This window comes from Boudabousia liubingyangii, from assembly GCF_001907245.1.
GTDB lineage: Bacteria > Actinomycetota > Actinomycetes > Actinomycetales > Actinomycetaceae > Boudabousia > Boudabousia liubingyangii.
Window position 1 is genome coordinate 220,238 of the sequence record NZ_MQSU01000003.1, and the last position, 13,818, is coordinate 234,055.

Sequence of the window (13,818 nt, forward strand, 5' to 3'; positions counted from 1 at the left end):
CCAGCTCTACCCAAGAACGATCTTGACCCCACCCACAAGGAAGGTTCCCAGTGGCTAAAACTGTGAAACACCAGCGCAGAATCGTGATCCTCACGGCCTGCGCCGTCACTGCTTCCCTACTTTCTTTGGGCGGAAGTAACGCCTATGCGGAACCCACCCCCAGTCCCAGCACCGACCAGATCGTCATGCAAAACGGTCCCGCCCAGATTGCCGACATGGAAGTGCAACTGGCAAACCTACGGACCCAACGCGAACAAGCCTTCATCAAAGCCCAACAGGCCACCGAAGACTACCAGATAGCTGTCGATGACCTAGAAGCAGCCAAAAAGAACCTCAGCAACACTCAAGAAGCCACCGTTAAGGCCCGTGAAGGGGCAGAAGCCGCCCGCAAGGAACTAATGCAGGTTGTGACCGCGGTCTACCGTGATAACTCGGTCTCCCTTGCCACACTAGCTCCCTACCTAGAAGAAAATGGCCTAGACAATGTGCAGCGACGCCAAGTCTTCCAAGAACGCTTTGGCTCCCAAGCGCAGCAAAAACTACAGAAGTACCAGGCCTCTCAAGCGGTAGTCCGCGTCCTAGAAAAACAGGCTAATACGGAAGTTGCAAACCGTGAGAAAGCCGCCGCAGAAGTTAATAAGCAACGTAAGCTTGCCCAAGCAGCTGCCAAGAATGTCGATTCAGAAGTCAAACGCCTAGCTGAAGAACGCGAAGACCTAATCGCCCGACTAGCGGCAATCCGTCAGCGCTCGATCGAAGAAGAACGACGCCACCAGGAACAGCTGGAACGCGAAGCTGATGAACGCGCCGAAAAACAAGCCCAAGCACGACTGCGTGAGCAGGAAGAAAAGAACCGTCAAGCAGCTGAAGCAAAAGCCAAGCGTGATGCTGAAATCGAAGCTGCTCGCAAGCGTGACGAAGAAAAGCGCCAGCAAGCAGCCCGGGAAGAGCAGGCTCGTAAAGACCGTGAAGCTAAGGCTGCGGAAGAGCGAGCCCGTCAAGAACAGGAAAAGGCTCAGCGAGATCGTAGTGAAGCCCAGCGTCGTCGGGCCGCCGAAGCCAAAGCAAAGGCTGACCGTGAAAAACGTGCGGCCGAAGAGCGTCGTCGGGCAGAAGCGCAAAGGGAAAAAGAGCAACAGGAAGCCGCTGATCGTCGGGCCGCCGAACGCCGTGAACGTGAGCGGAAAGAAGCTGAACGTCGTGCTCGCGAAGAAGCCGAGCGAAAGCGCGCCCGCGAAGAATCTGAACGCGAATCTCAAAAAGAAGCTGACTCAAACGCTAGCGCGCCAGCTGCTTCCGGTGCCCAGGGGGCAATCCGTTGGGCTCGCTCAAAGATTGGCATCCCCTATGTTTGGGGCGGCGATGATGACAGCGGATATGACTGTTCTGGTCTAACCCAGGGCGCCTGGGGTTCCCAGGGAGTCCGCCTACCGCACTCTTCGCGCCGGCAATACAACTCGGGACGTAAGATTCCAATCGACGCGGCCAAGCCCGGTGACCTACTCTTCTGGTCCTACTCTGGTGGGGCCTCTGGAATCTACCACGTAGCAATCTACACCGGCGGTGGCCGAATGGTGGAAGCTCCCGTTCCGGGAGAAAACGTTCACGAAACCTCGGTCCGCTACCGTCGAATCATGCCCTACGCCGTCCGCGTTAACTAGTCTCGGCGGGATTTCCCCCGGGCGCTACGGGTTGATTTGCTAGCGCGCCACCTTGAGCTTTTCAGTGGCCGTAAGCTTTTAGTTTACGAGGACGCCCCTTCCCTTAAGACCTTTAAATAGACAAAGCTTTGGCCCCACCAAAACGGTGGGGCCAAAGCTTTAAGTTCTAGACTTTAAGTTCTATCGGGGAACACTTCAGTGAACCCCCATAGCGCTGCTATGAACTCACTTCTTGGTGATTTCCCAGTAAAGCGGCTGGGAATCCCAACCAAACTTCACGTTATCGATCTTGTTGGACCAACCGCCGTTAACGGACTGGTACCAAAGCGGAATCGAGGGTAGTTCACGGAAGAGGATTTCTTGAGCGGCATCGAACTTCTTAAGCGCTTCTTCCTTAGAGGCAGAACCAAGGCCTTCATTGAGTAGCTTATCGAACTCAGGATCAGAGAACTTGATATCGTTTGCGCCGGCACCGGTCTGGTAGATCGGGCCTAGGAAGTTGTACAGCGACGGGTAGTCGGCACTCCAACCGGAACGGAAAGCAGTCTGAATGTCGCCATTCAAAACCTTGTCGCGAAGCGACTTCATGTCTGGGTAGGAATCACCAGCAGCGTCAATGTTCAGGTTGTTCTTAATCTGGTTAGCAACTGCGTCAACCCAAGCCTGGTGGCCAGCATCAGAGTTGTAAGCAATCTTGAAGGTGCCATCGAACTTAGAGATCGCGTCAGCCTTCGCCCACAGTTCCTTAGCCTTTTCCGGGTTAAACTTGAGAACTTCGTTGCCCGGTAGGTCAGCCTTGTAACCTTCGATTAGGGGAGCAGTGAAGTCAGTTGCGGGAGTCTTAGTGTCCGCGAAAATAGCCTTAACGACCTCGGGACGGTTAATCGACATGGAGATAGCCTGGCGACGTAGCTGGCCTTCTTCACCCTTTTCAAAGTGCTTCACGTTGAACGGAATCTTGATGATGGAGTTGCCATCGTAAGGACTCGAAACGGCGCGACCCTCTAGGTCATCCTTGAAGGTCTTTAGAGCCGAGTCCGGAATGTGCTGGGTTAGATCCAGGTTGCCGGCGATCAAATCGTTGTAGGCAGCATCCGGGTTGGTGTAAACGCGGCCCTCTAGACCAGCGTTCTTAGCCTTGCGGGGACCATCGTACTTATCGTTAACTTCGTAGGTGTAGCTCTTGCGGTGTTCCCACTTGGTTAGCTTGTAAGGGCCGGAAGAAACCGGGTTCTCGGCGTAAGCCTTGAGGTCCTTAAAAGCGACCTCGGGAAGCGGGGCGTAAGCAATGTAGCCCAAACGCATGGGGAAGTCAGATTCAGCCTGCTGTAGGGTGACAGTGAAGGTCTGGGGATCGACTACCTTCAAACCGGTCATATCCTTGCCCGGCTCGTAGCCTTCTACGTTAGAGAAGAAAGAAGCCTGGAACTGCTTTTCGCGAACTACTAGGTTCCAAGCTTTCACGAAGCTTTCCGCAGTTAGATCAGAATCATCAGAGAACTTTAGGTTCGGACGGAGCTTAATGGTCCAAGTCTTGTTGTCATCTGAGGTGACGGATTCGGCTAGTTCGTTAGAGGTCTTGCCGTTCTCGTCGTAGGCCAAGAGACGGCCGTAAGTTAGGTTAACTACGGTCATACCGCAGAATTCGGTGGTGATACCGGGGGCAATGCCGGACTGAGCTTCACAGGCAGAGAAGCTGACCGGGGCGTTTGCCTCAGATTGCTGGGCGGTGCTTGAGCAGCCTGCTAGGACAAGCGCAGAAGCAAGACCCACTAGGCCGAACTTAGTCATTCGGTTATGCATGGAGTCCTCCATAACGGTGTAAAAAATGTTGATGGACTTAAAAAGCGTAAACCAAAATGACCATGAAAAAGCCCGGAAAGGCACCATCTGAGACTATCCTCATAAGGCCTTTCCGGGCGAAAAACTAAGGTTTAGGACCTAGGGGTGCTCGTAACCCTGTTCCTTAGCACGCTCAAAGGAACGACGAATTTCTTCCTCAGCAGCCTCGCGGCCTACCCAGTGAGCGCCCTCAACCGACTTGCCGGGTTCAAGATCCTTGTAGACCTCAAAGAAGTGCTGGATTTCCAGACGGTGGAACTCAGAGACATCCTCAATGTCAGTACGCCAAGAAGCCCGCTGGTCCATGGACGGAACGCAAAGGACCTTATCATCGCCGCCCTTTTCATCACGCATACGGAACATACCCAGTGCGCGGCAACGAATCAAACAACCCGGGAAGGTCGGTTCTTCCAGCAGTACCAGCGCATCCAAGGGGTCCCCATCCTCGCCCAAAGTGCCATCAATGTAGCCGTAATCATCCGGGTAACGGGTAGAGGTGAACAGCATACGGTCTAGACGAATACGGCCCGTCTCATGGTCGACCTCATACTTGTTACGATTCCCCTTCGGGATTTCGATCGTTACATCAAATTCCATGATGCCGGTCCTTTCGGTTAAACAAAGTCTTAGCAGGCCACGGAGCCTTAAAAGCGGTCCTGACCAAGTACCTCAAAATATAGTTATAGATAACTATAGTGGTAGCAGCGCAGAACTGCAGTCAGGCTAGCTTTCCCATATAGGTCACTTTATCCGATAACCTAGGGACAGTGTGTAGTGCGTAACCCTCCGTGCACGGTTGCGCGGCCCAAAACCAAAAAGGAGCAAAAAGGTGCAAAAACGGCAGCTAATCGCCGCCCTCAGTGGGGCCGCCCTCGCCCTCGGAATGGGCGGATACCTGGCAGCCGACGCCTATGATGCCGTACCCGGCTTCCTCACCCTAAAACCAGCACCACAACTGCCCCCAGTACCTACCCCCGAAGCCTGGGTACCCTATCAAAGCGACCAAACCCCAGAAGCTGCCGCCCAAGCAACCCCCGCTGAAGCACCCAGCCCCGAACAACTAGCCCCCATCACCCAAAAGCTAGAAAACAAAATCAAACAGGCCAAAGGTAAAGTCGCCATCGTCGTCACCGACACCCAGACCGGCCAAAATTGGATCGAAATCAACGCTAAAGAGCCCATGATTCCGGCCTCCACCACCAAGCTCTACACGATCTCAACCGCCGCCGAGCTACTACCCCCAGATGGCACCTTCAAAACCGAGACCTACCTGAGTGGCCACGAACTCTACTTAAAAAGCAACGGTGACCTATTGCTCAGTGCCGATAAAGGCGGCGGTAACCAAATCGGCACCTACCGTGCCGCCGGATACGCCGGCCTCGGCGACCTAGCCCGACAAACCGCCCCCAAACTGAAAAAACTAGGTGCGCCCATCACCCTCGTCCTAGACGATACGGCCATCAACGGACCTGAACGCAACGGGGCCTGGGGAGCCCAAGGGATCCAAAACTACTCCGGCAATACCACTGACATGGCCGTCCTAGAAGGCCGCACCAACCCCCAAAAAGCCCAGGTCTTCAACCTCTACCCGCAGGCCCAAGCGCTACGCGTTTTTGCTGACGCGCTCAAAGCTGAAGGTATCTCAATCGCCAACGAGCCCGACCAAGCTGGGCCCGCTGCCGTCCCCAAAATCAAAATCGGGATCGTCCCCGACGGCCTCGCCCCACTAGCAAGCGTCACCTCAGACACCAACGAAAACATCTGGCGCTTCCTTGAAAAAACCTCAGATAATACGCTCTCTGAACAGTACTGCCGCATCCTGGCCGGGCCGTTAAAGGTTGTGCCCAACTACGAGGCCCCCGCGCAAGCCATGGTCAACTACCTCAAACAACAGGGCGTCAACACTGAAGGGGTCAGCCTCAAGGACTGCTCTGGTCTGAACCACGATAACCGCGTCACCGCGGCCTCTTTGACCTCACTACTAAATCACGACCTGAAGAACCCGAAACTCAGCTTCCTACCCACGCTGTTACCGGTCTCAGGCTGGGATGGCACCCTCACCAACCGCATGATTGCCGGGCAAGCCGCCGCGGGCCAAGTACGCGCCAAAACCGGATCTTTGCCGGGAGTTTCCGCGCTGGCCGGATATTTGCGAACCCAGGATGGGCACTTGCTAAGCTTTGCCCTCTTGGCGGATAATTTCGAAGAGGGAGCCGTCTGGGAAGTACGCGGCGCCATGGACCAATTCCTCAACGAACTGAGCACGGTAAGGAAGAAGTAGCATGTTCTCAACTTGGGCAGATGCCACTAAACTCGCGGCCAAACTGGTCCTACCCGGACCGGCGGTCAGTCGCAGTCGCGCCCGCAGTACCGTCAACCTGATTGCTGCGGCCCAAGAACCTGCCTACCAGCTAGCCGCTAACCTAACCGGCCTGCCCGCTCCGATCCTCCAAGATGTCAAGGTCACCTCCGTGGACCGACCCGGCTGGATCAAAGCCCTAGGGGAAACCTTAGAAACCTTCGTAGCGGCCACCAACGCCGCCCAGTCTGACAGTGATGCCAGCGCCCTAGGCTCCCCGCTTCGAGTCCTAGCCGTGAGCGCCACCATGAACGCCCTAGCCACTAGGCTCTACGGTCACTACGATCCGATCAGCCGTCAGATTTTCGCCGTCGCCCCCAATATTTACGCGGCCGAGCGCGCTAGCCGCCTAGACAGCATCGACTTCCGTTGCTGGGTGGTGCTGCGCTCTGCCCTCTACGCCCTTCAGTTCGAGGCCGCCCCCTGGCTGGTCGACTACCTACAGGATCAGATCGACGCGGTCCTCCAGGGAGCCCGCGCGCACAGCCTGGCGGACCTGTCTCTACCCGGCCTGCTGCAGGCGTTACGCAATGTTGATTTAGCCCCCGAGGACGCCCCTCAGGCCCCACCGGTACCACCCAGCACCCTGGGTCGGGTTCGGGGCCCGCGGGGATACACCTTGACCCTGCCGGAAACTGCCGAAGGGGAAGTAGCGGCCAATGATCCTTCGCCTGTTGCACCTGGCGCAGTGGAAAAGCCTGGAAAACCGGCAGTGGCTGAGGCAGACCCCGGTGAGGCCTTAGCGAAACTTGCCCGCCTAGCCGGGCTCATGGACGCCTACCAGCGGGTGGCCTTAGAGGATATTCAGCCCCTGCATCTTCCTTCTATCGCACAGATTCGGATCCATACGGCTTTGGCGCCTTCGCCCACGGCTTTGCTGATCCGCACCTGGGGCCGGGCCCTAGGATTAGCGCCGGTTCGTTTCAATGCGGCCCAAGCACGACGCTTTCTGAGGTACATTAAGCAGCAGGGCGGTAAAGGTCTGCTGAACCTGATCTTTGTTAGCCCTGAGAATCTACCTACCAGCGCAGAACTGGCTGACCCGAATCTTTGGATCAGCCGGGTACAAGGACGAATCTAATGAATGCCAATGTCAGAGCCACAGAGTTGATCGGGCCCAACCCTAAGGGTGCCGTCCGACGGGTCTCATTGGCCGTCCGTGAAGCCCTCAGTACGATTCCCGCCGGCCAGCCGGCTACGGTAGTAGTGGGTTGCTCTGGAGGCCCGGATTCTTTGGCCTTATTGGTGGCGGCTACGGATTACGCTCGCCGTCAGGGTTGGCACGTGGAAAGCCTGACCGTGGACCATGGGATTCGTTCCGGTTCGGCCGAGGAAGCGCAGCAGGTTTCCGCCCTAGCCCGCACTTTGGGCGTAAATACCGCACAGGTCCTGCCGCTTACCCGGCAAGAGTCCAACCTAGGGCCAGAAGGTAACGCCCGCGAAGGTCGTCACCAGGCACTCCAGCGCGCTTGTCGAGTTTTAAAGCGCGCAATGGGCAACCCGGTCTACCTGCTTTTGGGGCATACGCTGGACGATCAGGCAGAAACGGTCCTGCTGGGGCTGGCCCGCGGTTCGGGCCTGCGGTCTTTAGCTGGGATGGAGCCGATTAGTCAGCCTGCTACCGAAAACGACCCCACGATCATGCGACCCCTACTGCAGTGTCGCCGTCACGATACGGTTTTGACCTGTGAAAAACTGGGCTTGCCGGCTATTGACGATCCCACTAACCGGGCAGATGGGCCCTGGCGGACCGCTGATGGTTCCGCCCTGCGTCGGGCTGCCGTTCGCGAGTTCGCTCTACCTAGCTTGGCTGCCGCGCTGGGGCAAGATCCCGCTCCCGCGCTGATGCGCACTGCCAGTCAGCTGCGCCGCGATAATGACTGCCTAGATGAGATTGCCTCTGAACTACTACGGCAGGTGACCCTGCCGGCCGGAGTTTCTATCTACACGGGACGTACGGCACGCCTAGAACTTGACTGGGAAGCCATGCAGGGACTGCACCCGGCCATTATCTCTCGCACGGTCCGACTGGCGGCCCTGCAGGCAGGAGCTAACGGGGCGGCTCTGAACTCAACTCATATTGAAGCCCTGACCGCACTGGTAAATGACTACAGGGGACAGGGTCCCGTCTACCTGCCCGGTGGGGTGGTGGCGGCCCGTATCCGCCTAGACAAGCCAACTGAGCACGGCCAACCGGGCTTGAGTGTTCCCACGCAGGGGGCTCCACTCAGACTGCGTTTTAGCTAAGCGCGCGGCGGCGGTAGAATAACCGTATATGTGTTTGCCAGCCGGTAATCACTAAAGTCGCTACCTTGGAAGGTAAAACCAGATGGCTGCAGAGCAACATCCCGACCTTGACGAAATCCTCATTACTGAAGCCCAAATGCAGGAACGCCTAGCGGAACTGGCTAAAGAAATCGACCGTGATTATGAAGGCAAAGACCTGCTGCTAGTGGGCGTGCTTAAAGGTGCGGTAATGGTCATGGCTGACCTAGCCCGCAAGCTCACCATCCCCGTCACCATGGACTGGATGGCAGTTTCCTCATACGGTTCGGGCACCAAGTCTTCTGGCGTAGTCCGCATCCTTAAGGACCTTGACACTGACGTTGCTGGTCGCCACGTCCTGATTGTCGAAGACATCATTGATTCCGGCCTAACCCTTTCCTGGTTGGCCCGTAACCTGCAGAGTCGCGGTGCGGCTTCGGTCGCGATTGCCTCCGCCCTGCGCAAAAAAGAAGCCGCCAAGGTCGATGTCGACGTACGCTATTTAGGATTCGACATTCCTAACCACTTCGTGGTCGGATACGGTCTGGATTACGCGGAACAGTACCGCACCCTACCGTACGTTGGAATCCTTGCGAAACGCGTTTACGAACGCTAACCCGGCCGGGATTTTCAAAGCTTTGAAAACCGGGGCCTCAGGTGAAGACCTGCGGAACCAGTCGGGACTGAACCTGAAGAAAGGGACTTAATGGCACAGGTGAAAAAGAACCCCGGAGCCAAAGGCTGGGTATGGGTACTTCCCGTCCTGCTGATTTTGGCCTTCGTCTATTCGGCTCTGAGCGTGGCCTTCTCTCCCTCTCAGATCGACACCAGCGAAGGTCTGGAACTGCTCCGCGGTGACACGGTGGAACGCGTGGTGGTCAATGAGGGCACCCAGCAGGTAAACCTGCAGCTCTCAAAGGAATACACCACCCCTGCCCGACTAAAAGATCAGCAGGAAGTTCCCCACGGTAAAGACGTCACCTTCACCTACACTCGCGCCCAGGCCGAAGGCATTATCAACCTGATCAATGCCAACACCCCCAAGGGCGGCTACAACTCCCTGAACCCGCAGCCCGGCTTCTGGTCCATGCTGATGCAGACCGTGCTGCCCATGGTCATCCTGATTGCCGGCTTCTACTTCCTCTACGCGTACCTGCTTAAGAAATCCGGAGGCATTGGGGGACTGGGCAATTTTGCCAAAGCCCGCACCCGCGAATTCAACGAAGAACGCCCGAACGTCACCTTCGCTGATGTGGCCGGTGAAGACGAGGCCGTGGAAGAACTAGAAGAAATCCGCGACTTCCTGTCCAACCCGAAGAAGTACACCAACCTCGGCGCCCGCATCCCGCGCGGTGTCATGCTTTACGGCCCGCCCGGCACCGGTAAGACCCTACTGGCCCGCGCCGTTGCCGGTGAAGCCTCCGTACCCTTCTTCTCCATCTCTGGTTCTGACTTCGTCGAAATGTACGCCGGTGTGGGTGCCTCCCGCGTCCGTGACCTTTTCGTCCGCGCTAAGGCTGCCGAACCGGCGATCATCTTCGTTGACGAAATCGATGCCGTGGGTGGTGCCCGTGGTTTTGCCATGGGTGGCGGCGGCGAAGAACGCGAACAGACCCTAAACCAGCTACTGGTCGAAATGGACGGCTTCGATGAGCGCACCAGCGTCATCCTGATTGCCGCCACTAACCGACCCGACATGCTGGACCCGGCCCTGCTGCGTCCCGGTCGTTTCGACCGTCAGATTGCCGTGGAAGCCCCGGACCTCAAGGGCCGCGAAGCCATCCTTAAGATCCACGCTAAAAACAAGCCGCTCATGCCGGATGTGTCCCTAGCGCATATCGCTAAGCGCACCCCGGGCTTTACCGGAGCTGACCTAGCTAACGTCCTTAACGAGGCCGCCCTGCTTACCGCCCGTGAAGAAGCGAACGTCATTGACATGCGCGCCATCGATGAGGCCATTGACCGCGTCATTGCCGGCCCGCAGAAGCGTACCCGCGTGATGAACGATCACGATAAGACCGTTACCGCCTACCACGAAGGTGGCCACGCCCTATGTGCGGCCGCCCTGAACTACACGGACCCGGTCACCAAGGTGACCATCCTGCCTCGTGGTCGCGCCCTGGGCTACACCATGGTGATGCCCTCTGAGGACCGCTACTCCAAGACCCGTAACCAGCTACTAGACGATCTGGTCTACGCCATGGGTGGTCGTGTCGCGGAAGAACTAGTCTTCATTGACCCCTCCACTGGTGCTTCGAACGATATTCAGAACGCCACCGCGAACGCTCGCAAGATGGTCACCGACTACGGTTTCTCTGACAAGATCGGTAACGTGAAACTGGGTGGTGGCGCCTCTGACGGCCTGACCGGTCAGCGTCGCGGCCAGCAGGAAACCCCCATTGCGGGCCCGGTCGCCGGTACCGTGGAAGAAGAAATCCGCAACCTAATGGACGGTGCTACCCGTGAGGCTTGGGAAATCCTCACCCGTAACCGTGACATCCTGGACCACTTGGCTAAACGTCTGCTCGAAGACGAAACCCTGCTAGAGGACGAACTGAAGGAAATCTTCAAGAACGTCCGTAAGCAGCCCGAACGCCCGGTCTGGAACTACCTCTCTGAGGCGGCCGTTGAGGGTGCCAAGTTCGGTAACCCGGTAGTGGGTACCGAAGAGGCCCCGAACCAGCCGGCCCCGCAGATGCAGCCCGAACCGACCCCCGAACCGCGGATCACCCCGGAGGACGGACAGTGACCAAACAGCCAGTAGACCTCGAGGCCGCCGCTCAGGCGGTCCGGCAACTGCTGGTCGCCATCGGGGAAGACCCGGATCGGGAAGGGCTGGCAGACACCCCCATGCGGGTCGCCAAGGCCTTTGAAGAGATGACTTCCGGCCTGCATATCGACCCGGCCAAGCACCTAGAAACCCGTTTCAATATTGGCCATGACGAGGTCGTGCTGGTCCGCGATATCACCTTCCACTCACTGTGCGAACACCACTTACTGCCCTTCTTCGGGAAGGCCCACGTGGCCTACCTGCCCGCAGATGGGCAAGTAACTGGCCTGTCGAAACTAGCGCGCGTGGTGGACGGTTACGCCCGTCGCCCACAGGTCCAAGAACGCCTGACCATGCAGATCGCTGATGCAATCGAAGAAAAGCTTTCGCCCCGCGGCTGTGCCGTGGTCATTGAGGCCGAACACCTGTGCATGACCGTGCGCGGGGTAGCTAAGCCCGGTGCTTCAACCGTTACCAGTGCCCTGCGTGGGGCCATGAGAAATAATCCGGCCACTAGGGCAGAAGTTCTAGCCCTAATCGCCCCGGCCGGTGGAAGGTGAGTCCCATGCCTTATTCCGCACTTCTAGATCCCGCCCCCACCCGGGTGATGGGAATCTTGAACGTCACCCCCGATTCATTCTCTGACGGGGGTCGCTATCAAGATGTAGATGATGCGGTAGCCCGGGGACTAGAAATGATCAAACAGGGTGCGGCCATCATTGATATTGGTGGCGAATCTACCCGCCCTGCTTCTGACCGTATTAGCCCCCAAGCTGAGCAGCTACGAATCATGCACGTGGTTCGAGCCCTAGTAGAAGAGGGCATCACGGTCTCTGTCGATACGCTGCACGCAGCAACCGCCCGCGCAGCCGCGGAGGCCGGTGCCGCGATCATCAACGATGTTTCCGGGGGCTGCTACGACCCAGACATGGCGAAAACTATCGCTGATCTTGACTGCCTTTACGTCTGCCAGCACTGGCGCACCACCCCCGACCTGATGGACCAAGCCGCCAATTACGAGGATGCCCTCAGTGAGGTTTGCCGTGAACTGCTGGTCCAGCTCCAAGACCTAGAAAATGCGGGCGTTGAACTGGATCGGGTAATCGTGGACCCGGGCCTAGGATTCGCCAAGCGTTCCCCACACAACTGGGCCATGATGGCGGGGGTGGACACCTTGGCCTCCCTAGGGTGCCCGTTACTGGTAGGTGCATCCCGGAAACGCTTCCTCGGCGATCTAGTGGACGGGGAACACCAAGCCACAGACCGTGACACGCTAACCGCAGTAGTCTCTGGTTTCCTAGCCCTTAAGGGCGTTTGGGGAACCCGAGTTCATGATGTGGTAGGTAGCGTACAAGCTATTCGAGCAGCTCAAGAACTGCTAGCCGCGCAATCAAAGGAGACGACGCGATGAGCAACCTCGATCTGATCACCATCAAAGGTATCTCTGCCTTGGGATACCACGGGGTCTACCCCGAAGAACGTACCCAGGGGCAGCCTTTCGTAGTGGACCTAGTCCTAGGGCTAGACACGCAGCGGGCCGCCGAAAGCGACGACTTGGATGACACCCTGAACTATGCGCAGGTCGCCAAAGAAACTGAGGCCATCTTGACGGGAGAGCCCGTCGACCTGCTGGAAACCCTAGCTCAGAGGATCGCTCAGCAGCTCTTCCAGATGCCCCTATTGCAGAACCTGACCGTGACCGTTCACAAGCCGAAGGCTGACCTAGGTGTTTCTTACGAGGACGTTAGCGTCTCCATTACGCGTGACCGCGAGTGGGCCCGTCAGCACCCGCTGACGATTCCGCAAAAATACGATTCTGAACCCCAAAATGACGCCCAGCCGGAGCAGCTAAGCCAGCCTGAGCCGCTAAGCCAGCCGGAATCTCCGAAGCCGGCCGAACCCCAGTACCGGGCAGAGGCTCCAGAACCGGTCGCTACGACCTCGGCCACCCGAGCAATCGGCTTGGCTACAGCCGCCTCCAGCCACGCCCGCCAGCCGCAAGCCGAGGCCGCCGCTGAAACCCACGGTACCGAAATCTGCAACCAACTGGTCGAAGAACCTGTCGTCCTGTCGCTAGGCGGTAACCAGGGGGACGTTCGCCAGCAGATGCTCACCGCTCTAGAAGCAATCATCGACAACCCCGCGATTAACGTCGAAGAGGTCTCCCCACTAGTGCGCACCCGGGCACAACTGGACCCGGGTGCCCCCAGTCAGCCGGACTACCTGAACTGCGTGGTCATTGTTAAAACCACCATGACCCTGGGCGAGCTATTCGACTTCACTCAGAACCTAGAAGAGCAGGCGGGCCGCAAGCTGGGCCTGCACTGGCAGCCTCGCCCCCTAGACATTGACCTGATCAACGCAGGTAGCCTGTCCGGGCAAGATACCCGACTAACCCTGCCGCACCCTCGGGCCCATCAGCGAGCCTTCGTGCTAGTGCCTTGGCTGGCCGTAGACGAAAACGCGCAACTAGCGGGCCTAGGACCGGTAAAGGACCAGCCGGGCAATAAGGCAGCCGACATCATTAAGACTTGGGATGACTGGTTGACCGTGGACCCGAAGGTCAACCTGGGCGAGGTGGTCGGCCCCCGCACCCTAGATACCGACCGGCCTGATGAAGTCCCGCATCGCGTGCGCGCCCCTAGGCGCCGTCCCATCCGGGAACTATTCAACGAGGCAGACGAGGCCTACGCTAAGCATCGTTCAGAGGGACCGGGTGAACATGACGCCCCGGATTACTTTGATCGACTCTCTGCCGAAGACCACGATGAAACGCCCACGTTAACGAACTTGGTTAGCCGCACTACCACCCAGCGTCGAGTAGTTGTCAGGCCCACCACCACCGGGACCATCCCGATCCTCACGCAGGAGCAGCTCGAACAGATGCGCATGCCGCGTGAAGAAGGGGAACAGGGATAGCC

At 57.9% G+C, this 13,818-nt stretch carries 11 protein-coding genes; 9 read left to right on the forward strand and 2 right to left on the reverse strand.

Going from position 1 to position 13,818, the window contains the following annotated elements:
- Positions 1-50: 50 nt before the first annotated feature.
- The gene (locus tag BSR28_RS05655) at positions 51-1,661 is read left to right on the forward strand and encodes a C40 family peptidase (RefSeq protein ID WP_073713588.1); all 1,611 of its coding nucleotides are present in this window, start codon (positions 51-53) and stop codon (positions 1,659-1,661) included.
- Positions 1,662-1,886: 225 nt separating this feature from the next.
- Here BSR28_RS05655 and BSR28_RS05660 read toward each other — a convergent pair whose 3' ends face one another.
- Positions 1,887-3,464 (reverse strand): peptide ABC transporter substrate-binding protein, encoded by a 1,578-nt coding sequence (locus tag BSR28_RS05660; protein ID WP_198928934.1) that lies wholly within the window; start codon positions 3,462-3,464, stop codon positions 1,887-1,889.
- A 138-nt stretch (positions 3,465-3,602) separates the two neighbouring features.
- Positions 3,603-4,100 (reverse strand): inorganic diphosphatase, encoded by a 498-nt coding sequence (locus tag BSR28_RS05665; RefSeq protein ID WP_073709340.1) that lies wholly within the window; start codon positions 4,098-4,100, stop codon positions 3,603-3,605.
- 232 nt (positions 4,101-4,332) lie between these two features.
- Here BSR28_RS05665 and dacB point away from each other — a divergent pair, with 232 nt between their 5' ends.
- From dacB to folB, 8 genes are all read left to right on the forward strand, one after another.
- Positions 4,333-5,784, forward strand: a complete 1,452-nt coding sequence (gene dacB, locus BSR28_RS05670) for a D-alanyl-D-alanine carboxypeptidase/D-alanyl-D-alanine endopeptidase (RefSeq protein WP_073709339.1) — start codon at positions 4,333-4,335, stop codon at positions 5,782-5,784.
- 1 nt (position 5,785) lies between these two features.
- Positions 5,786-6,943 carry a zinc-dependent metalloprotease gene (locus tag BSR28_RS05675; protein WP_073713589.1) on the forward strand — a complete coding sequence of 386 codons (1,158 nt, stop codon included), beginning with the start codon at positions 5,786-5,788 and terminating at the stop codon, positions 6,941-6,943.
- Complete coding sequence (tilS, locus tag BSR28_RS05680; protein WP_073713590.1) at positions 6,943-8,109, forward strand: tRNA lysidine(34) synthetase TilS; 1,167 nt, start codon at positions 6,943-6,945, stop codon at positions 8,107-8,109. Before BSR28_RS05675 ends, tilS begins: the two co-directional genes overlap by 1 nt.
- Positions 8,110-8,191: 82 nt before the next feature.
- The gene (gene hpt, locus BSR28_RS05685; RefSeq protein ID WP_073709336.1) at positions 8,192-8,743 is read left to right on the forward strand and encodes a hypoxanthine phosphoribosyltransferase; all 552 of its coding nucleotides are present in this window, start codon (positions 8,192-8,194) and stop codon (positions 8,741-8,743) included.
- A gap of 90 nt (positions 8,744-8,833) precedes the next feature.
- Positions 8,834-10,876: an ATP-dependent zinc metalloprotease FtsH gene (ftsH, locus tag BSR28_RS05690; protein WP_073709335.1), complete on the forward strand. Its 2,043-nt coding sequence runs from the start codon at positions 8,834-8,836 to the stop codon at positions 10,874-10,876.
- The gene (gene folE / locus BSR28_RS05695; protein ID WP_073713591.1) at positions 10,873-11,457 is read left to right on the forward strand and encodes a GTP cyclohydrolase I FolE; all 585 of its coding nucleotides are present in this window, start codon (positions 10,873-10,875) and stop codon (positions 11,455-11,457) included. The genes ftsH and folE overlap by 4 nt, the downstream gene beginning before the upstream one ends.
- A gap of 5 nt (positions 11,458-11,462) precedes the next feature.
- Positions 11,463-12,308 carry a dihydropteroate synthase gene (gene folP / locus BSR28_RS05700; protein ID WP_198928935.1) on the forward strand — a complete coding sequence of 282 codons (846 nt, stop codon included), beginning with the start codon at positions 11,463-11,465 and terminating at the stop codon, positions 12,306-12,308.
- The gene (folB, locus tag BSR28_RS05705; RefSeq protein WP_073713592.1) at positions 12,305-13,816 is read left to right on the forward strand and encodes a dihydroneopterin aldolase; all 1,512 of its coding nucleotides are present in this window, start codon (positions 12,305-12,307) and stop codon (positions 13,814-13,816) included. The genes folP and folB overlap by 4 nt, the downstream gene beginning before the upstream one ends.
- Positions 13,817-13,818 lie beyond the last annotated feature (2 nt).

Bases quoted from the DNA above. Each gene is read 5' to 3' on its own strand.
- BSR28_RS05660 (WP_198928934.1), bottom strand. From the start codon at position 3,464: ATGCATAACCGAATGACTAAGTTCGGCCTAGTGGGTCTTGCTTCTGCG.
- BSR28_RS05665 (WP_073709340.1), bottom strand. From the start codon at position 4,100: ATGGAATTTGATGTAACGATCGAAATCCCGAAGGGGAATCGTAACAAG.
- BSR28_RS05675 (WP_073713589.1), top strand. From the start codon at position 5,786: ATGTTCTCAACTTGGGCAGATGCCACTAAACTCGCGGCCAAACTGGTC.
- tilS (WP_073713590.1), top strand. From the start codon at position 6,943: ATGAATGCCAATGTCAGAGCCACAGAGTTGATCGGGCCCAACCCTAAG.
- hpt (WP_073709336.1), top strand. From the start codon at position 8,192: ATGGCTGCAGAGCAACATCCCGACCTTGACGAAATCCTCATTACTGAA.
- ftsH (WP_073709335.1), top strand. From the start codon at position 8,834: ATGGCACAGGTGAAAAAGAACCCCGGAGCCAAAGGCTGGGTATGGGTA.
- folP (WP_198928935.1), top strand. From the start codon at position 11,463: ATGCCTTATTCCGCACTTCTAGATCCCGCCCCCACCCGGGTGATGGGA.
- folB (WP_073713592.1), top strand. From the start codon at position 12,305: ATGAGCAACCTCGATCTGATCACCATCAAAGGTATCTCTGCCTTGGGA.